At 73.4% G+C, this 18,832-nt stretch carries 16 protein-coding genes; 12 read left to right on the forward strand and 4 right to left on the reverse strand.

What is annotated here, in order from left to right; genetic code table 11:
- The first annotated feature begins 273 nt into the window (after positions 1-273).
- The 3 genes from AB0447_RS08870 to argF all read left to right on the forward strand — a co-directional run bounded on the left by AB0447_RS08870 (position 274) and on the right by argF (position 3,124).
- Complete coding sequence (locus tag AB0447_RS08870; protein WP_366475861.1) at positions 274-741, forward strand: hypothetical protein; 468 nt, start codon at positions 274-276, stop codon at positions 739-741.
- 46 nt (positions 742-787) lie between these two features.
- On the forward strand, positions 788-2,014 hold the full coding sequence (locus tag AB0447_RS08875; protein WP_366475862.1) for an arginine deiminase: 1,227 nt from the start codon (positions 788-790) through the stop codon (positions 2,012-2,014).
- Positions 2,015-2,125: 111 nt separating this feature from the next.
- Entirely contained in the window at positions 2,126-3,124 is a 999-nt protein-coding gene (argF, locus tag AB0447_RS08880; protein ID WP_366475863.1) for an ornithine carbamoyltransferase, read from the forward strand.
- A 12-nt stretch (positions 3,125-3,136) separates the two neighbouring features.
- On the opposite strand, the gene AB0447_RS08885 is transcribed toward argF, so the two are convergent.
- Positions 3,137-3,583 carry an ATP-binding protein gene (locus tag AB0447_RS08885; protein WP_366475864.1) on the reverse strand — a complete coding sequence of 149 codons (447 nt, stop codon included), beginning with the start codon at positions 3,581-3,583 and terminating at the stop codon, positions 3,137-3,139.
- A gap of 176 nt (positions 3,584-3,759) precedes the next feature.
- Between AB0447_RS08885 and AB0447_RS08890 the strand changes: the two genes are divergently transcribed.
- Both AB0447_RS08890 and AB0447_RS08895 read left to right on the forward strand, forming a co-directional pair.
- Positions 3,760-4,587 (forward strand): enoyl-CoA hydratase family protein, encoded by an 828-nt coding sequence (locus AB0447_RS08890; protein WP_366475865.1) that lies wholly within the window; start codon positions 3,760-3,762, stop codon positions 4,585-4,587.
- Positions 4,588-4,591: 4 nt separating this feature from the next.
- Positions 4,592-6,829: a bifunctional salicylyl-CoA 5-hydroxylase/oxidoreductase gene (locus tag AB0447_RS08895; RefSeq protein WP_366475866.1), complete on the forward strand. Its 2,238-nt coding sequence runs from the start codon at positions 4,592-4,594 to the stop codon at positions 6,827-6,829.
- Positions 6,830-6,895: 66 nt separating this feature from the next.
- On the opposite strand, the gene AB0447_RS08900 is transcribed toward AB0447_RS08895, so the two are convergent.
- Both AB0447_RS08900 and AB0447_RS08905 read right to left on the reverse strand, forming a co-directional pair.
- A complete protein-coding gene (locus tag AB0447_RS08900) occupies positions 6,896-7,705 on the reverse strand; it encodes a PaaX family transcriptional regulator C-terminal domain-containing protein (RefSeq protein WP_366475868.1) in 810 nt (269 codons plus the stop codon).
- Positions 7,706-7,709: 4 nt separating this feature from the next.
- The gene (locus tag AB0447_RS08905) at positions 7,710-9,308 is read right to left on the reverse strand and encodes an AMP-binding protein (protein ID WP_366475869.1); all 1,599 of its coding nucleotides are present in this window, start codon (positions 9,306-9,308) and stop codon (positions 7,710-7,712) included.
- 146 nt (positions 9,309-9,454) lie between these two features.
- Here AB0447_RS08905 and AB0447_RS08910 point away from each other — a divergent pair, with 146 nt between their 5' ends.
- From AB0447_RS08910 to AB0447_RS08920, 3 genes are all read left to right on the forward strand, one after another.
- Entirely contained in the window at positions 9,455-10,588 is a 1,134-nt protein-coding gene (locus AB0447_RS08910) for an acyl-CoA dehydrogenase family protein (protein ID WP_366475870.1), read from the forward strand.
- Complete coding sequence (locus AB0447_RS08915) at positions 10,585-10,983, forward strand: RidA family protein (protein WP_366475871.1); 399 nt, start codon at positions 10,585-10,587, stop codon at positions 10,981-10,983. The genes AB0447_RS08910 and AB0447_RS08915 overlap by 4 nt, the downstream gene beginning before the upstream one ends.
- 93 nt (positions 10,984-11,076) lie before the next feature.
- On the forward strand, positions 11,077-11,520 hold the full coding sequence (locus AB0447_RS08920; RefSeq protein WP_366475872.1) for a hypothetical protein: 444 nt from the start codon (positions 11,077-11,079) through the stop codon (positions 11,518-11,520).
- Between the two features lie 15 nt (positions 11,521-11,535).
- On the opposite strand, the gene AB0447_RS08925 is transcribed toward AB0447_RS08920, so the two are convergent.
- Positions 11,536-12,906: an aminopeptidase P family protein gene (locus tag AB0447_RS08925; protein WP_366475873.1), complete on the reverse strand. Its 1,371-nt coding sequence runs from the start codon at positions 12,904-12,906 to the stop codon at positions 11,536-11,538.
- A gap of 172 nt (positions 12,907-13,078) precedes the next feature.
- Here AB0447_RS08925 and AB0447_RS08930 point away from each other — a divergent pair, with 172 nt between their 5' ends.
- The 4 genes from AB0447_RS08930 (at position 13,079) to AB0447_RS08945 (ending at position 18,778) form a co-directional block, all read left to right on the forward strand.
- Positions 13,079-15,475 (forward strand): collagenase, encoded by a 2,397-nt coding sequence (locus tag AB0447_RS08930; RefSeq protein ID WP_366475874.1) that lies wholly within the window; start codon positions 13,079-13,081, stop codon positions 15,473-15,475.
- An 82-nt stretch (positions 15,476-15,557) separates the two neighbouring features.
- Positions 15,558-16,718, forward strand: coding sequence for an FAD-binding oxidoreductase (locus AB0447_RS08935; RefSeq protein ID WP_366475875.1), 1,161 nt, complete (start codon positions 15,558-15,560; stop codon positions 16,716-16,718).
- Between the two features lie 160 nt (positions 16,719-16,878).
- Positions 16,879-17,241 carry a (2Fe-2S)-binding protein gene (locus tag AB0447_RS08940; RefSeq protein ID WP_366475876.1) on the forward strand — a complete coding sequence of 121 codons (363 nt, stop codon included), beginning with the start codon at positions 16,879-16,881 and terminating at the stop codon, positions 17,239-17,241.
- A 58-nt stretch (positions 17,242-17,299) separates the two neighbouring features.
- Entirely contained in the window at positions 17,300-18,778 is a 1,479-nt protein-coding gene (locus tag AB0447_RS08945; RefSeq protein ID WP_366476005.1) for an NAD(P)/FAD-dependent oxidoreductase, read from the forward strand.
- Positions 18,779-18,832: the final 54 nt, after the last annotated feature.

Genomic DNA, 18,832 nt, shown 5'->3' on the forward strand with positions numbered 1-18,832 from the left:
GGTGTGGTGCGGCGCCGTTGCGGGGGATCCGTCCCTGGGCCCCGCGCCTCAATCGCCGGCGGGGCTGGATTTGGCTCCTGCCGGTGGTGCGGTGCGGCGCCGTTGCGGGGGCTCCGCCCCCGGGCCCCCGCACCTCAAACGCCGGGAGCCTGGAGATGCCCTGTGACCAGCGGCGCGCGGGATCGTTCTTCCAGGGCAGCGGTGTGTATGCACGGACGGAAGGACGGAACGTCAGATATGAAGATGACCGCGCGCGGAAGCATTGCGGCGCTCATGACCTGTATGGCAGCGGCGGGGGCGGCGGCTCCTGCCGTGGCCGACGCGGTTCCGGTGGAGGTGCCGCTCGAGGCGCTCGAGGCCTCCCTGGGGGTGGACGCGCCGCGCGTGGGCACCGGTGTGCCGGTGCCGGTGGTCGGCGCGATCGAGCCGCCCCGGCACCACACGGGCGACATGCTGCCCAGCCCCCTCCTGCCGGTGATCCCGATCGGCACGGAGCTCGGCGACACCCTGGTCAGCTCCCCGGTGCCGAACCTGCTGGGCAAGCCCGAGACGGACGGCAAGGGTACGGTCGCCGCCCCCGCCACCCCCCTGCTGGCCAGGGGGCCGGGCGCGGTGGTCGGTTCGCCGCTGACCATGCCGGACGCCTCCAACTTCGGGCTGCCGAACGTGGTGACCCCGAAGCTCGGCGTGATCACCCCGGAGCTCATTGCCGCACCGAAGGCGCTCCTCGGCCTTCACTGAGGCAACGGGACGTCAAAACGCCGCCCGGTCTGCGAACGTGTACGGCATGGGATTCCATGTCGACTCCGAGACCGGGCGGCTGCGCCGCGTCATACTGCACCGGCCCGACCTGGAGCTGAAGCGGCTCACCCCCAGCAACAAGGACGCGTTGCTCTTCGACGACGTGCTGTGGGTGCGGCGGGCCCGGCAGGAGCACGACGGGTTCGCCGACGTCCTGCGCGACCGGGGTGTCGCGGTCCATCTGTTCGGTGATCTGCTGCGGGAGGCGCTGGACATCCACGAGGCCCGGCGCCTGGTCCTGGACCGGGTCTTCGACGAGAAGGAGTACGGGCCGCTCGCCACCGACCACCTGCGGGCGGTGTTCGACGAGCTGCCGTCGGCGGACCTCGCGGAGGCGCTGGTCGGCGGGATGACCAAGCGGGAGTTCCTGGAGCGGCACGCCGAGCCGGTGTCGGTCCGCTTCCACGCCCTGGACCTGGACGGCTTCCTTCTGGGCCCGCTGCCCAACCACCTGTTCACCCGGGACACCTCCGCCTGGATCTACGACGGGGTCTCCATCAACGCGATGCGCTGGCCGGCCCGGCAGCGCGAGACCGTGCACTTCGAGGCCATCTACAAGCACCATCCGCTGTTCACCGCCTCCGGGGCCTTCCACTACTGGTCGCAGGGGCAGGCGGACTATCCGTCCACCATCGAGGGCGGGGACGTCCTGGTCATCGGCAACGGTGCGGTGCTCATCGGGATGAGCGAGCGGACCACCCCGCAGGCCGTGGAGATGCTGGCGCGCGGACTGTTCGCGGCGGGCTCCGCGCACACCATCGTGGCGCTGGACATGCCGAAGAGCCGAGCCTTCATGCACCTCGACACGGTGATGACGATGGTCGACGCGGACACCTTCACCCAGTACGCGGGCCTGGGCATGCTGCGCTCCTACACGATCGAGCCGGGCGACGGCGAGCGGGAACTGAAGGTGACCGACCACCCGCCGGAGCACATGCACCGGGCCATCGCGGCGGCCCTGGGGCTGGATGCCATCCGGGTGCTGACGGCCACCCAGGACGTGCACTCGGCCGAGCGGGAGCAGTGGGACGACGGGTGCAACGTGCTCGCGGTGGAGCCGGGGGTGGTGGTCGCCTACGAGCGGAACGTCACCACCAATACGCATCTCCGCAAGGAGGGCATCGAGGTGATCGAGATCCCGGGCAGCGAACTGGGGCGCGGGCGGGGCGGCCCGCGCTGCATGAGCTGCCCGGTGGAACGCGACCCCGTGTGACGCCCGCAGAGGGCGCCGCGGTGTGAGTCTGTTCACCCGCTCTGTATAGCGATGCAATGCGTCGTATAGACTTCCAGTATCCCCTGTCCATGTGATCCTGGAGCGCACCCCATGGCCATCGACCTCGCCGGCCGCAGTTTCCTCAAGGAGCTCGACTTCACCGCCGACGAGTTCCGCGGCCTGATCGACCTGGCCGCCGAGCTCAAGGCGGCCAAGCGCGCGGGTGCCGAGGTGCGCCGGCTCCAGGGCCGCAACATCGCGCTGATCTTCGAGAAGACCTCGACCCGCACCCGCTGCGCGTTCGAGGTGGCCGCCGCCGACCAGGGTGCCCACACCACCTACCTGGACCCCTCCGGCTCGCAGATCGGGCACAAGGAGTCGGTCAAGGACACCGCCCGGGTGCTGGGCCGGATGTTCGATGCCATCCAGTACCGGGGCGACAGTCAGGACGCCGTCGAGGCGCTGGCCGAGTTCGCCGGCGTCCCCGTCTACAACGGGCTGACCGACGACTGGCACCCCACCCAGATGCTCGCCGACGTGCTCACCATGACCGAGCACACGGCCAAGCCGCTGGAGCAGGTCTCCTTCGCCTACCTTGGCGACGCCCGCTTCAACATGGGCAACTCCTACCTGGTCACCGGCGCCCTGCTCGGCATGGACGTACGGATCGTCGCTCCGAAGGCCTACTGGCCGGCCGAGCAGGCGGTGGCCCGGGCCCGGGCCGTCGCCGAGTCCTCCGGGGCCCGGATCACCCTCACCGAGGACGTGGCCGAAGGCGTCGCGCAGGCCGACTTCGTGGCCACCGACGTATGGGTGTCCATGGGCGAACCCAAGGAGGTCTGGGACGAGCGGATCAGGGCCCTGTCCGGCTACGCGGTCACCATGGACGTGCTGCGCGCCACCGGCAACCCCGGGGTGAAGTTCCTGCACTGCCTGCCCGCCTTCCACGACCTGGACACCAAGGTCGGGCGGGAGATCTTCGACCGGCACGGGCTGGATTCCCTGGAGGTCACCGACGAGGTGTTCGAGTCGGAGCACTCGGTCGTCTTCGACGAGGCCGAGAACCGGCTGCACACCATCAAGGCCGTGCTCGTCGCCACCCTCGCGTAGCCCCGCGCATACTCATACGCCCGGCCGGGCGGCCAGGGTGAACCACACGGCCTTGCCGTGCGCGGTGCTGCGGTGGCCGCAGGCCGAGCTGAGCGCGCGGATCAGGAGCAGCCCGCGGCCGTGCTCCTGCCAGGGGTCGGGGGAGCTGTCGCCGGAGCGCGGCCGGACCAGATCGCCGGGCGGCCGCGGATCGCCGTCGTGGACCTCGACCCGGCAGCCGTTCGGCAGCAGTTCCACGACCAGCTCGATGGGTGCGCCGCCCCGGGTGTGCTCCACGGCGTTGGCGACCAGTTCGGCGGTGAGCAGCTCCGCCGTGTCGCTGTCCGCGGACTCCTCGGCCTCGGTGAGGGCGGTGCGGACCAGCGCGCGGGCCATCGGTACGGCCACGGTGGTGTGCGGGAGGCCGATGCGCCAGGCGGAGGCCCTGGTTTCCCTCACGGCTGTTGTTGCGGGTTCCATCCCGACTCCCTCCTGGTTTCAACATTCAACGATACGAAGTGGAAATGGCGCGCCCCAGGGCACCCCGGCCGAAGCGGAAGGGACCGGTGCCGCCACGGGCGGGACGTTCGACCCGAGTGGCGCAGCCTGTTGCGTTTCTGTGACGGCAGTCACCAAGCAGTGATACCGTCGAGGACGTGAGCCCCTTCACTGGTTCCGCAGCCGGCACCGAACGGTGGCGCCACCTCCGGGTCACCCGGCAGGACGGCGTGGCCACCGTCACCCTCGACCGCCCCGAGAAGCTGAACGCGCTCACCTTCGGCGCCTACGCCGACCTGCGCGATCTGCTCGCCGAACTCTCCCGCGAACGCTCCGTCCGCGCCCTCGTCCTCGGCGGCGAAGGCCGCGGATTCTGCTCCGGCGGCGACGTGGACGAGATCATCGGCGCCACCCTCGCCATGGACACCGCCCAACTCCTCGACTTCAACCGGATGACCGGCCAGGTCGTCCGGGCCGTCCGGGAATGCCCCTTCCCCGTCATCGCCGCCGTGCACGGAGTCGCGGCCGGCGCGGGCGCGGTCCTCGCCCTCGCCGCCGACTTCCGCATCGCCGACCCCACCGCCCGCTTCGCCTTCCTCTTCACCCGGGTCGGCCTGTCCGGCGGCGACATGGGCGCCGCCTACCTGCTGCCCCGGGTCGTCGGACTCGGCCACGCCACCCGGCTGCTGATGCTCGGCGAACCCGTCCGGGCCGCCGAGGCCGAGCGGATCGGCCTGCTCAGCGAGGTCACCGAGGAGGGCAAGGCCGCAGCCCGCGCCGCCGAACTCGCCGCCCACCTCGCCGCCGGCCCCGCCCTCGCCTACGCCCAGACCAAGGCCCTGCTCACCGCCGAGCTCGACATGCCGCTCGCCGCCTCGGTGGAACTGGACGCCGCCACCCAGGCCCTGCTGATGAACGGCGAGGACTACGCCGAGTTCCACGCGGCCTTCACCGCGAAGCGCCCGCCCGACTGGCGGGGACGGTAGCGCCGTGCGGGCCGCCGTGACCGGCGGAGGACCGGGCGGACTGTACGCGGCGGCGCTCCTCGCCCGCCGGGGCCACCGGGTCACCCTGTGGGAACGCAACGACCCCGCCGACACCTTCGGCTTCGGAGTCGTGCTCTCCGACGAGACCCTCGGCGGCATCGAGAGCGCCGACCCCGAGGTGTACGAGGCACTGTCCGCCGAGTTCGTCCGCTGGGACGACATCGACATCGTCCACCGGGGGCGGCTGCTGACCTCCGGCGGGCACGGCTTTGCCGCCCTCGGCCGCCGCCGGCTCCTGGAGGTCCTGCACCAGCGGTGCGCCGCCCTCGGCGTGGACCTGCGCCCGAGGTCCACCGCCCCCGCCCCGGCCGCGCTGGCCGGCGCGTACGACCTGGTGGTGGCCGCCGACGGCGTGCACAGCAACACCCGCGAGGCCCTCGCCGAACACTTCCGGCCCCGGCTCACCCCCGGCCGCTGCCGCTACATCTGGCTGGCCGCCGACTTCGCCTTCGACGCCTTCCGCTTCGAGATCGCCGAGACCGAGCACGGCGTCATGCAGCTGCACGGCTATCCGTACGCGGCAGACGCCTCCACCGTCATCGTCGAGATGCGCGAGGAGGTGTGGCGGGCGGCCGGGTTCGACCTCTGCGACGAGACCGAGTCGGCCGCCCGCTGCGCCAAGATCTTCAGCGAGGCGCTGCGCGGCCGCGGACTCACCGGCAACCGCTCGGCCTGGACGGCCTTCCGCACGGTGACCAACGAACGGTGGTCGCACGGCAACATCACCCTGCTGGGCGATGCCGCGCACACCGCGCACTTCTCCATCGGCTCGGGCACCAAGCTCGCCGTCGAGGACGCCCTGGCCCTGGCCGACGCGGTGACCGCCGCGCCCGACGACGTGCCCGCCGCCCTCGCCGCGTACGAGGAGGCCCGCCGCCCCGCCGTCGCCTCCACCCAGCGGGCGGCGGCCGCCAGCATGCGCTGGTTCGAGAACCTCGCCGGATACGTCGGCCAGCCCGCCCGGCAGTTCGCCTTCAACCTGCTCACCCGCAGCCGCCGGGTCACCCACGACAACCTGCGGCTCCGCGACGCCCGCTTCACCCGATCCGTCGAGCGGGACTTCGGCTGCCCGGACGGGGACACCCCGCCGATGTTCACCCCGTACCGGCTGCGCGGACTGACCCTGCGCAACCGGGTCGTGGTCTCGCCGATGGACATGTACTCCGCCACGGACGGGATGCCCGGCGACTTCCACCTGGTCCACCTGGGCGCGCGGGCCCTCGGTGGGGCGGGCCTGGTGATGACCGAGATGGTGTGCGTCTCCGCCGAGGGCCGCATCACCCCCGGCTGCGCCGGCCTGTACACCGACGACCAGGCCGCGGCCTGGACCCGGGTGGCGGACTTCGTCCACACCGCCGCGCCCGGCACCGCACTCGGCGTCCAGCTGGGCCACTCGGGCCGCAAGGGCTCCACCCGGCTGATGTGGGAGGGCATCGACGAACCCCTGCCCGAGGGCAACTGGCCGGTGGTGGCCGCCTCCCCGCTGCCGTACCGGCCCGGGGCGAACCAGATCCCGCACGCCCTGACCGAGCCGGAACTCGGCCGGATCCGCACGCAGTTCACCACGGCCGCGACCCGGGCCGCCCGCTGCGGCTTCGACCTGCTGGAACTGCACTGCGCCCACGGCTACCTGCTGTCCGGCTTCCTCTCCCCGCTGACCAACCACCGCACCGACGCCTACGGCGGCAGCCTCGAGGGCCGGCTCCGCTTCCCGCTCGAAGTCTTCGACGCGGTCCGCGAGGTCTGGCCCGACGACCGGCCCATGACCGTCCGCATCTCCGCCACCGACTGGGCGGAGGGCGGCACCACCGAGGAGGACGCGGTGGCCATCGCCGCGGCCTTCGCCGAGCACGGCGCCGACGCGATCGACGTCTCCACCGGCCAGGTCGTACCGGACGAGACCCCGGAGTACGGCCGCTCCTACCAGACCCCCTACGCCGACCGGATCCGCAACACCCTCGGCGTCCCGGTGATCGCGGTCGGCGCGATCTCCTCCTGGGACGACGTCAACTCCCTGCTGCTGGCGGGCCGCGCCGACCTCTGCGCCCTGGCCCGCCCCCACCTGTACGACCCGCACTGGACCCTGCACGCGGCCGCCGACCAGGACTACCGGGGCCCCGGCGCCCCCTGGCCGGCCCCGTACCGGGCGGGCAGCCGGAAACCGCCGACCGGCCGGGGCTGAGCCCGGCCGGCACCCGCTCACGCCGACCCGAGGTCGCGGACCGGCCCGGCGTACCGAAGCCGGGTGTCAGAGGTCCGTGAACCCCGCGCCCACGTCCCGCAGCCGGGCGTGCAGCTCCCCGAACACCGCGGCGGACCGGTCGCCCGGCCAGTCCGACGGCAGCAGGTCGCGCGGCAGACCCGGGTCGGCGTACGGCAGGCGGCGCCAGGTGTCCAGCGCCAGGAGGTAGTCGCGGTAGGCGGCCTCCGGGGTCGGCGCGGGACCCGACTGGTAGCTCCGCAGGACCGGCTCGTGCAGGTCCAGGAACTCCTCGTGCTGCTTCGCCAGCGAGGTCAGGTCCCACCAGCGGGCCACCGCCTCCGCGGTCGGGGCGAACCCCAGATGGCTGCCGCGGAAGAGCTCCACGTACGAGGTCAGGCCCAGCCGCCCGAGGGTGTGCCGGGTCTCGTCCTCCAGGTGGGCGGGACCGATCCACAGGCCCGGCGCGACCGTGCCGAAGCCGAGCCGGGCCAGCCGGGAGCGCAGCAGGTGCCGCTTGTGCCGCTCCTGCTCCGGCACCGTGAAGGTGGCCAGCAGCCAGGCCGGCTCCTCCCCGGCGGCCGGCGGCCGGGCGTAGATCCGCCGGTCGCCGTCCTCCAGCAGCTCGCGGGCCTCCTCCGACAGGCCGTACCCGGCCGAGCCGTCCGCCGCCCGGGCGGGCAGCAGGAAGCCGCGCCGTTTGAGCCGGGACACCGAGGAGCGCACCGAGGGGGCGTCCACGCCGGCCGCGCCCAGCAGGCGGATCAGCGCGGACACGGCGACGGGGCCCTCGGCGGTCCTTCCGTAGGCTCCGTAGAAGGTGACGATCAGGGAACGCGGGGTGTGCTGCTCGGCCACGGGTTCACTCTAGATCGCGCAGCCGGAACCGTTGCAGCTTGCCGGTGGCGGTCCGGGGCAGCGAGGGCACGAACACGAAGGCGCGCGGGCACTTGTGCGGGGCCAGCTCGGCCTTCATGAAGACCCGCAGGGCGTCCTCGGAGAGGGCGGTGCCGTCCCGGGCGACCGTGTAGGCCACCACGATCTGGCCCCGGTGCTCGTCCGGCCGTCCCACCACTGCAGCCTCCGCCACGTCCGGGTGACGGAGCAGCGCCTCCTCGACCTCCGGCCCGGCGATGTTGTACCCCGCCGAGATGATCATGTCGTCGGCGCGGGCGACGTAGCGGAAATACCCGTCCGGGTCACGGACGTAGGTGTCACCCGTGAGGTTCCAGCCGTCCCGGACGTATTCGCCCTGCCGGGGGTCGGCCAGGTACCGGCAGCCCACCGGGCCGCGCACCGCGAGCAGCCCCGGCTCGTCGTCCGGCACCGGCCGGCCCGCGCGGTCCACCACCCGCGCCTGCCAGCCCGGCACCACGCGGCCGGTGGAGCCGGGGCGGATGTCCCCGTCGGCGGCCGAGATGAAGATGTGCAGCAGTTCGGTGGCGCCGATGCCGTTGATGATCCGCAGGCCGGTGCGCGCGTGCCAGGCCTCCCAGGTCGCGGCGGGCAGGTTCTCGCCCGCCGAGACGCACCGGCGCAGCGCGGACAGGTCGTGCGAGTCGAGCTCGTCGAGCATGGCCCGGTAGGCGGTGGGAGCGGTGAACAGGACCGTCACCCGGTGCTCGGCCAGGGCCGGCAGCAGCTGTCTGGGGCCCGCCTGCTCCAGCAGCAGCGCCGAGGCCCCGGCGCGCAGCGGGAAGAGCACCAGCCCGCCCAGGCCGAAGGTGAAGCCGAGCGGCGGACTGCCCGCGAACACGTCGTCGGGGCGGGGGCGCAGCACCCGGCGGGAGAAGGTGTCGGCGACGGCCAGTACGTCCCGGTGGAAGTGCATGCAGCCCTTGGGCCGTCCGGTGGTCCCGGAGGTGAAGGCGATCAGCGCCACGTCGTCGGCGGAGGTGGCGACGGCCGGGAAGGCGCGGCCCCGGTGCTTGTCGGCCAGCCGCAGCAGGTCGTCGGCGCTCTCCCCGCCGTACGGGGTGATCCGCAGGTCCGGCACCCCGGCCCGGTCCAGGTCCTCCAGCGCCCCGGCATGGCACAGGGCGTGCCCGACCCGGGCCATCGCGCAGACGGTGGCCAGCTCCTGGGCGCGCTGCTGTGCCAGCACGGTGACGGCCACCGCGCCGGCCTTCATCACCGCCAGCCAGCAGGCGGCCAGCCAGGGGCCGGTCGGGCCGCGCAGCAGCACCCGGTTGCCGGGGACCACGCCGAGGTCCTCGGTGAGGACGTACGCGATGCGGTCCACCCGCTGGAGGAGTTCGCCGTAGCTCCACACCTCCCCGGCGGCGGTACGGAAGACCGGGCGGTCGGCGCCGAACCGGGCGACCGTGCCGTCCAGCAGCTCGGCCCCGCAGTTCAGCCGGTCCGGATAGGCCAGCTCGGGCAACTCGAACAGGAGGTCCGGCCATTCGTGCGCGGGTGGGAGGTGGTCGCGCGCGAAAGTGTCGGTGTGGGCGGAAGGCATGAGCTCCAAGGCGGGATCGCCCCCTTGCAACGGTCCGGGCCCCTTTGTCTGGGACCGAGTGGGTGGAGCCGGCCGTGCGGTCGCCAGACGAGCGTATCGTGATGGTGACGGCAGTCAACTGGACGCGATAAAACAGGGGACATCGGATGCCCGTATTCGCGCTTGAGGCGGAACAAGAGGACTGGGCCGGGCGGCTGCGCGCCCTGGCGGCCGACCGGCTGCGGCCCCTCGCGGAGAAGGGGGAGCCCGGCCGGGTCAACCGGCCGCTGCTGGCCGCATTGGGAGAACTCGGCCTGCTGGAACGGCTCTTCACCTCCGGAGCACTGGAGCTGTGCCTGCTGCGCGAATCCCTCGCGTACGGGTGCACCGAGGCCGAGACGGCGCTGGCCCTGCAGGGGCTCGGGGCCCACCCGGTGCTGAGCGCGGGGAGCGCCGAGCAGCGGGAGCGCTGGCTGCCCGCCGTACGGGAGGGCGCGGCGGTGGCGGCGTTCGCGCTGAGCGAGCCGGGGGCCGGGTCGGACGCCGCGGCGCTGGCCCTGCGGGCGGAACCCGACGGGGCGGGCTGGCGGCTGACCGGGGAGAAGCGGTGGATCTCGAACGCCCCCGGGGCCGACTTCTACACCGTGTTCGCCCGGACCGGGGAGGCCCCGGGCGCGCGCGGGGTGACCGCCTTCCTGGTGCCGGCCGGCCGGGCCGGGCTGACCGGTGAGCCGCTGGACATGCTCTCCCCGCACCCGATCGGGGCGCTCGCCTTCGACGGGGTGCCGGTCGGGCCGGAGGACCGGCTGGGCGGGCCGGGGGAGGGCTTCCGGGTGGCCATGGGGACCCTGAACCGGTTCCGGCCCAGCGTGGGGGCCTTCGCGGTGGGCATGGCCCGGGCCGCCCTGGACGCGACCCTGGCGCACACGGCGGGCCGGGAGGCCTTCGGCGGGGTGCTGGCCGACCTCCAGGCGGTGGCCCACCGGGTCGCCGAGATGGCCACCCGGACCGAGGCGGCGCGGCTGCTGGTCTACGCGGCGGCCGCGGCGTACGACCGGGACAGCGGGGCGCCGGACGTGCCGCGGCGGGCGGCGATGGCGAAGCTGCTGGCCACCGAGACCGCGCAGTACGTGGTGGACCATGCGGTCCAGCTGCACGGCGCCCGGGCCCTGCAGCGCGGACACCTGCTGGAACACCTCTACCGGGAGGTGCGGGCGCCGAGGATCTACGAGGGGGCCAGCGAGGTGCAGCGCACCGTCATCGCCAAGGAGCTGTACCGCGGGGCAGGGGTCGTCCGATGAGCCTGGAGCGGATCAATCCGGCGGAGCTCTCGCCGCCCACGGGTTTCTCGCACGCGGTGTCGGCCACCGGCTCCCGCCTGGTGCTGCTGGCCGGCCAGACCGCCCTGGACGCGACGGGCGCGGTGGTGGGGGAGTCCCTGCCCGAGCAGTTCGAGCGCGCGCTGGCCAATCTGCTGGCCGCCCTTGCGGCGGCCGGCGGCACCCCGGACCGGCTCGCCCGGGTCACCGTGTACGCCGCCGACGTCGCCGCGTACCGCGAGCACGCGGCCGAACTGGGCCGGATCTGGCGGAAGTTGGCCGGGCGGGACTATCCGGCGATGGCGGTGGTCGGCATTACCCGGCTGTGGGACGAGCAGGCGCTGGTGGAGCTCGACGGAATCGCCGTTCTCGACTGAATGTTCGAGTGATTTTGACAGCGGGCCGGGTCGGGGGGACGGTGGAAATGCCCCTTGGTGTTCACCGCCAACTATGTTCGGAGGTGCATGAACATGCGCCGTAGGATCGGTGCGGCAGTCCTGGCAGGGGCCGCCGGGGTCACCCTCGGCCTCATGCCCGTCAGTGGCGCTGCTGCCGCCTCAACCCCGCAGACCCTTCCGCAGGTCCAGACCGGCAACGGCGGCTGCGACGACGACTGGCACGGCGGCCATCGCTGGCACGACCGCGATTGGTGCGGAGACCGTGACCACGGCCGCTGGTACAACGACTACGTCGGGTACGGCGGCTACAACCCCTACTGGGGCGGTTACGGCGGCAACGGCTGGCACGACGACGACTGGAACGGTTACGGAGGCAACGGCCACGGCCACCACGACGACTGGGGCGGCCACGGCGGTTACGGCGGCAACGGCCACCACGACGACTGGGGCGGCCACGGCGGCTACGGCGGCAACGGCCACCACGACGGCGACTGGGGCGGTCATGGCGGCCACTAGCCACCGCGTGACGTTCTAGCCCTCGAGCAGGTTCCCCATCCACTCCTCGATTCCCGCCACCGTGCGCGGCAGGGCGCCCGACATCAGTCGGGCGCCCTCTGCCGTGATGACCAGGTCGTCCTCGATGCGGACGCCGATGCCGCGCAGTTCGGCGGGGAGGGTGAGGTCGTCGGGCTGGAGGTAGAGGCCGGGCTCGACGGTGAGCACCTGGCCCTCCTCCAGCACCCCGTCCAGGTAGGTCTCGGCGCGCGCCTTGGCGCAGTCGTGGACGTCCAGACCCAGCATGTGGCCGCTGCTGCACAGGGTGTAGCGCCGGTGCAGGTCGCCTTCGGCGTCCTTCAGTACACCCCACTCGGCCAGGCCCTCGGCGATGACCCGCATGCCCGCCCGGTGGAAGTCCCGGAAGCTGGCGCCCGGCCGCAGCGCGGCCATGCCCGCCTCCTGGGCGGCCAGGACCAGCTCGTAGACCTGGCGCTGGACGGGGGAGAAGCGCCCGGAGAGCGGCAGGGTCCGGGTGATGTCGGCGGTGTAGAGGCTGTCCGTCTCCACCCCGGCGTCCAGCAGGAGCAGTTCGTCGCGGTTCAGCGCGCCGTCGTTGCGGATCCAGTGCAGTACGCAGGCGTGGGCGCCGGAGGCCGCGATCGTGTCGTACCCGGTGCCGTTGCCCTCGGCGCGGGCGCGCAGCCCGAACACCCCCTCCAGCCAGCGCTCGCCGCGCGGGTGGGCGAGTGCGCGCGGCAGGGACCGTACGACGTCCTCGAACCCGGCGGCGGTGTGGTCCACGGCCAGCTGTAGCTGTGCCACCTCCCAGGCGTCCTTGACCAGGCGCAACTCCGAGAGTGCGGCGGCCAGTTCGGTGTCATCGGAGGCGTCCCGGCCGGCCGGTGAGCCCAGGGTGTCGAGGTGGGCGCAGCGGATCCCGGTGAGCCGCTCGGCCTCGGCGAGATCGGGACGCCGACCCACCCAGAACTCGCCGTACCTGCGGTCCCGGAAGAACTCCTCGTTGCCGTCGGCCCGCGGAGAGCGGGGGCGCAGGTAGAGGACGGCCTCGTGGCCGTGCGGGCCGGACGGCTCCAGCACCAGGACGTGGCCGACCTGGTCCTCGCCGGTGAGGCCGGTGAGCCAGGCGTAGGCGCTGTGCGGGCGGAACCGGTAGTCGCAGTCGTTGGACCGCACCTTGAGCGCGCCGGCCGGGACGATCAGCCGCTCGCCCGGGAAGCGGGCGGAGAGCCGGGCCCGGCGGGCCGGGGTGACGGCGAAGGCGGAGACCCGCTCGGAGTCCGGCAGGGGGGAGGGGGCCCAGTCTCCCGCCATGAAGCGGGACAACTCGGCGGATACCGGCAGGTCATGACTGCCGATGTGGAGCTGGGAGGGGCGGTCGGTCACAGGGGCTCCCCAAGATGATGCGAACTGGTGGGCGCACAGGTCTTGTCAGTGCAATTTCACATTACTATGTTACAGCTCACACCGCGGCTCGTTAACTCCCGTCAAATGCCGCGTGAAGCAGGGCAGTTCAGCACCACATCCCCCACCTCCCCTCCCCAACCAGGAGTTCTTGGTGTCCAAGCACACAGCTGTGCGCTCTTCCCTTCTGGCCACTGCCGTCGCCGTCGCCCTCGTCGCCTCCGCCGGGCAGGCCGTCACCCAGGCCGCCGAGAAGACGGCTCCGGTGCCCGCCGCCCTCGCCGGCGCCCCCGCTGCCCTCTCGCACGGCGAGAACCCGTTCGACGAGGTTCAGCGCCTGGCCGCCGCGCCCGAGGTGGTTCCGGCCCCGGCGCCCGCCCCCGGGGGCACCAACGCCCAGGCCAAGGCCGATGCCAAGACCGAAGCCAAGACCGAGGCCAAGGTGCCCGGCCCGGCCAAGGACCCGCGCTCCGAGCAGAGCCGCATGCGCGCCCAGCAGACGGCCCCGACCGCACGCGCCGCCGGCGTCCCCTGCACCCTCGACGGGATCAAGAACCTCGGCCCCGAGCAGTTCGCCGACTTCCTCGCCGACCAGGCCGTCCTCGCCGACGGCTGCCTCCGCGACATCATCTGGACCTGGGACGCCCGCCTCGCGCCCCTGATGTCCGACGCCCACGTCCAGGCCGTCTCCCGCCGGATATCCAGCCTGGCCGCCTCCCACGACGGCCGTAACTCCTCGCACCTGGAGGAGATGTTCACCTACCTGCACGCGGTCGCCTACCACGACTACGGGCGCGACGAGATCGACGTCACCGACGCCCCGACCGTCGCCGCCATGCGCCAGGCCGTCGCCGACTTCGGCAACGCGCCGCGCACCTTCGACGTCACCAAGACCAACGCCAACACCCTGCGCGAGGCCCTCTACGCCGCCAGCGCCCCCGGTCTGCGCCAGCACCAGCTCGGCCTGATCAAGAAGGTGCTGGCCACCATGGGCCCGGACCGCCCCGCCACCCACCACGACGCCGCCTGGGCCGGAGCCGCCCTGGCCGCACTGTCCGTCAACTACCTCGGCGTCTACCCGGGCAACCAGGACGCGGCCTTCCACTCGGCGGCGGCCGCCGACCCCTCCTACCGGGCGGCCTTCAAGGCCTTCGCCGGATACACCCACCTCAAGGACTCGGCCAACGCCTGGGTGGGGCGCGACGCGCTCAGCGAGTACGGCCGCTTCGGCCAGATCGAGGGGCTCAAGGCCGGCATCGTGGCCGACCTCGGCGGGCTGCTCGGGCCGGTGAAGAGCGGCTGGGGCTCGGGCAGCGCGCCGTGGGCCAGCCTGGTGTCCTGGCTCAACTTCTACGAGGCCTGCAAGCCGTACGGGGTGTGCAAGGAGGACATCGAGCGCCAGATCTTCCCGTACACGTACACCTACGACAACGGGGCCATCAAGGTCCGCACCGGCCTCCCGCAGTCCACCGTCGACAAGCTGTACTACGCCAGCAAGCAGGTCAAGGCGCAGTACCACCGGGTGCTCGGCACCGAGCAGCCGCTCGCCGGGGACCCCAACACCACGCTGAACATCGTGCTGTACGGCTCCCGCGCCGACTACGAGCAGTACCACCCGATCCTCACCGGGATGGACACCAACAACGGCGGCATCTACATCGAGCGCGGCGCCACCTTCTACACCTACGAGCGGCGCGTCCCGCAGGACTCCTCCCTGACCCTGGAGGAGCTGTTCCGCCACGAGTACACGCACTACCTCAACGGCCGCTACGCCGTCCACGGCTTCTTCGGCGACGGCCCCTGGTACGAGGGCGACCGCACGACCGCCATGGACGAGGGCACCGCCGAGTTCTTCGACGGCGCCACCCGCGACAACGGCATCGCGGTCCGCAAGTCGCTGGTGCGGAGCATCATCAACGACACGGCGGGCGGCGGCCCGCGGATGAACGTCGAGCAGATCCTCAACGCCACCTACGACGGCGACGGATTCCGCTTCTACTCGTACGCGGGCACGTTCTTCGAGTTCCTGTGGACCGAGAAGCCCTCGCTGCTCCGCGAGATGTACACCCACCTGCGCAACAACGACGTCGCCCGGTACGACGAGTGGCGCCACCGGCTGGGCGCCGACACCTACCTCCAGCGCGACTACGACCGCTTCCTGAACGCGCAGATCGCCAAGGTCGACGAGCTGTTCGTGCCCGACACGAAGTTCACGCCCAACGCGCAGCTGCGGGACTCGGCGCTGGCCTCGGTGAAGTCCTCCTTCGCCACCGCCACCTACAACACCCCGGACTGCGTGGAGAACGGCGAGCCCGGCAAGCGCCGCTTCACCTGCACCGGCCGGATCAGCGCCAACCTGAAGAACTGGCGGAGCGACGACCAGAACTTCAAGGACATGTCCGAGACCGTGGACTACTTCATCCTCGACCGGGCGGGCGCGGCCTCCAACAACCTGGCCGACATGAACTGCTCCTTCGGCCCGGTGGAGATCTGGTCCAACAAGGTGGCCGGCTCCTCGTCCTACAGCTGTGAAGGCCCGCTGCGCGGCTGACCTGCCCCGGTGCGATGCGGTGCCCCGCCCCCGGGAAGGGCGGGGGCTGGGCACCCTCAAAAGAATGTGACATATTACTGTCGTGGACGTCGTGATCATCGGTGCGGGCGTCGTCGGAGCCGCCTGCGCCTACTACGCGAGCAGGGCCGGACTGTCGGTGGCCGTGGTGGACCGGGGCCCTGTCGCCGGCGGTACGACCGGTGCCGGGGAAGGGAACCTGCTCGTCTCCGACAAGGAGGCGGGCCCCGAGCTCGACCTCGCGCTGCTCTCCACGAGACTGTGGCGCGAACTGGCCTCCGGACTACCCCCGGAGACCGAGTACGAGCCCAAGGGTGGTCTCGTCGTCGCACCCGACGAGACCACCCTGAAGGCCCTGCGCGGCTTCGCCGAGGGGCAGCGGGCGGCGGGCGTCGACGCCGTGGAGGTCGCGGCCGACTCCCTCCACGCCCTCGAACCCCACCTGGCCCCGGGCCTGGCCGGCGGATTCCACTACCCGCAGGACGCCCAGGTCCAGCCCGCCCAGGCGGCGGCCCGGCTGCTCGCCGCGTCGGGGGCCGAGACCTACCTGGGCGAAGAGGTCACCGCCGTGCTGCGCCACCCCTCCGGCGCGGTACGGGGCGTCCGCACCCCGCGGCGCGAACTGGCCGCCCCCGCCGTGGTGAACGCGGCCGGCACCTGGGGCGGCGCGATCGCAGCCCTCGCCGGGACGACCCTGCCCGTGCTGCCCCGCCGCGGGTTCGTCCTGGTGACCGAACCCCTGCCGAGGGTCGTCCGCCACAAGGTCTACGCCGCCGACTACATCGCCGACGTGGCCAGCGGCTCCGCCGCCCTCCAGTCCTCGGCTGTGGTCGAGGGCACCCCGGCCGGCCCGGTCCTGATCGGCGCCACCCGCGAACGGGTCGGCTTCGACCGCTCGTTGTCCACCGAGGCACTGCGGCGGCTGGCCGGACAGGCCGCGGCGCTCTTCCCGGTGCTCGCGGACGTCCGCGTGCTGCGCACCTACCACGGGTTCCGCCCCTACCTGCCCGACCACCTCCCGGCGATCGGCCCCGACCCCCGGGTGCCGGGCCTGCTGCACGCCTGCGGGCACGAGGGCGCCGGCATCGGGCTCGCCCCGGGGACCGGCCTGCTGATCGCCGCCGCGCTGACCGGCGCCCGGCCGCCGCTCGACCCGGCGCCGTTCCGCCCCGACCGCGACTTCGGCGCGGCCGGGACCGGCGCCGCCGGGGAGGCTGCGCGATGACGCGCCGGGAGACCGGCCCCGGCCGCCGCCTGCGCACCACCTGCTCCCGCACCACCTGCTCCCGCACCACCTGCTTCCGCACCACTTGCCTCCGTATCGCCAGCCTCCGTACCGCCTGCTTCCGTACCGCCCGTGCCCGCTGCCCGAAGGAGTCCGGCCGATGAACACCCCCCAGGACCGGGACGGCCGGGCGGCCGGCCCCGCGGCCCGTGCGCGGACCCCGCGCGGCCTGGTCGGCGGGGCGCCCGAAGCCTCGTACGCCATCCGCTTCGACGGGCGGGAGATCCCGGCCGAGGCCGGGCAGAGCATCGCCGCCGCCCTGTGGGGCGCCGGCATCCTGGCCTGGCGCACCACCCGGGACGGGGGCGCGCCGCGCGGAGCCTTCTGCGGGATCGGGAACTGCTACGACTGCCTCGTCACCGTCAACGGGCGGCCCAACCAGCGGGCCTGCCTGGTCCCGGCCCGGGCCGGGGACACCGTCACCACCCAGGAAGGAACCGGCCGTGCCGAACTCGCCGTCTGAGCCCGCCGGAGCGAGCGGCGGACCGGCCGGCCGGCCGGGCGTCACCGCCGACCTCGCGATCGTCGGCGCCGGGCCGGCCGGGCTCGCCGCCGCCGTCACCGCCGCAGGCCTCGGCCTGCGGGTCGCCCTGCTGGACGCGGGCGACCGGCCCGGCGGACAGTACTACCGCCACCCGGCCCCCGGCCTCGGCGCGGCCAGGCCGCAGGCCCTGCACCACGACTGGTCCGCCTTCGCCACCCGGGAGGCGCAGCTGCGCAGGGAGGAGGCGGAAGGCCGGGTCACCTACCTGCCCGGCCACCACGTCTGGGCGGTCGTCCCGGCGGCCGGCCCGGCCGGCGTTGACGCCGGTGCAGGTGCGGGTGCAGGTGCAGGTGCAGGTTCCGGTTTCGGGGAGGCGGCCGGCCCCGCCGTCTGGACCCTGCACGCCGTCGCCGGGCCCGAGGAGCGGCCGGCGGCGGTCACCGCCTCGGCCGTCCTGATCGCCACCGGCGCCTACGAGCGGCAACTGCCCTTCCCCGGCTGGACGCTGCCCGGGGTGATCGGGGCCGGGGGCGCGCAGGCCATGCTCAAGAGCGGGCTCGTGCTGCCCGGGAAGCGCGTGGTCGTCGCCGGCAGCGGGCCGCTGTTGCTCGCCGTCGCCGGATCCCTGGCCGCCGCCGGAGCGCGGGTGCCGGCCGTGGTCGAGGCCGCCTCCTACCTGGCGTACGCCGGCCGGGTGCCGGCCCTGCTCCGCAACCCGGGCAAGCTCGCCGAAGGCGCCCTGTTCGGCAGCGCCCTGCTGCGCCACGGGGTCCGGCTGCTCACCCGGCAGGCCGTCGTCGCCGCGCACGGCACCGACCGGGTGGAGGCCGTCACCGTGGCCCGGCTGGACCGGGACTGGCGGCCCGTGCCCGGCACCGGGCGCCGCATCCCGTGCGACGCCCTCGCCGTCGGGCACGGCCTGGTCCCGCAACTGGAGCTCGCCACCGGCCTCGGCTGCGCCACCCGGCTCGCCGCCGACGGCACACCGGCGCTGGTGCTGGACGCCGAGCAGCGCACGTCGGTGCCCGGCATCTGGTCCGCCGGCGAGACCGGCGGCATCGGCGGCGCCCAGCTGGCCCTGGTCGAGGGCGAACTGGCCGCGCACTCCATCGCGTCCGCGCTGCGCGCGGCCGGCGAAACCGCCCCGAGCAGCAGCAGCGGCGCCGCCGCCCGGCTCGACCGCCGCCGGGCCCGCCTGCGCGCCTTCGCCGAGGCCATGGGGGCCGCCCACCGGCCCGCCCCCGGCTGGACCGAATGGGTCACCGAGGACACCGACGTCTGCCGGTGCGAAGAGGTCCCCGCCGGTCGGATCCGGGAGGCCGTGGCGGAGCTCGGCGCCCGGGACGCCCGTACCGTCAAGCTGCTCACCCGGGCCGGCATGGGCTGGTGCCAGGGCCGCATGTGCGGCCAGGCCGTGGCCGCGCTGGCCGGGACCGAGCCGGGCCCCGACCGCCGGCCCCTCTCCTGCCCGGTACCCCTGCGCAACCTGGCCGAACTTCCCCCGGCCGACCACTGATCCGCGCAGGATCCCGTCCCGCGGAAGCCTTGTGGCTTCCGTATACCACACAGT

Origin of the sequence: Streptomyces sp. NPDC051211, from assembly GCF_040689505.1 — a bacterium.
Taxonomy (GTDB): Bacteria; Actinomycetota; Actinomycetes; order Streptomycetales; family Streptomycetaceae; genus Streptomyces.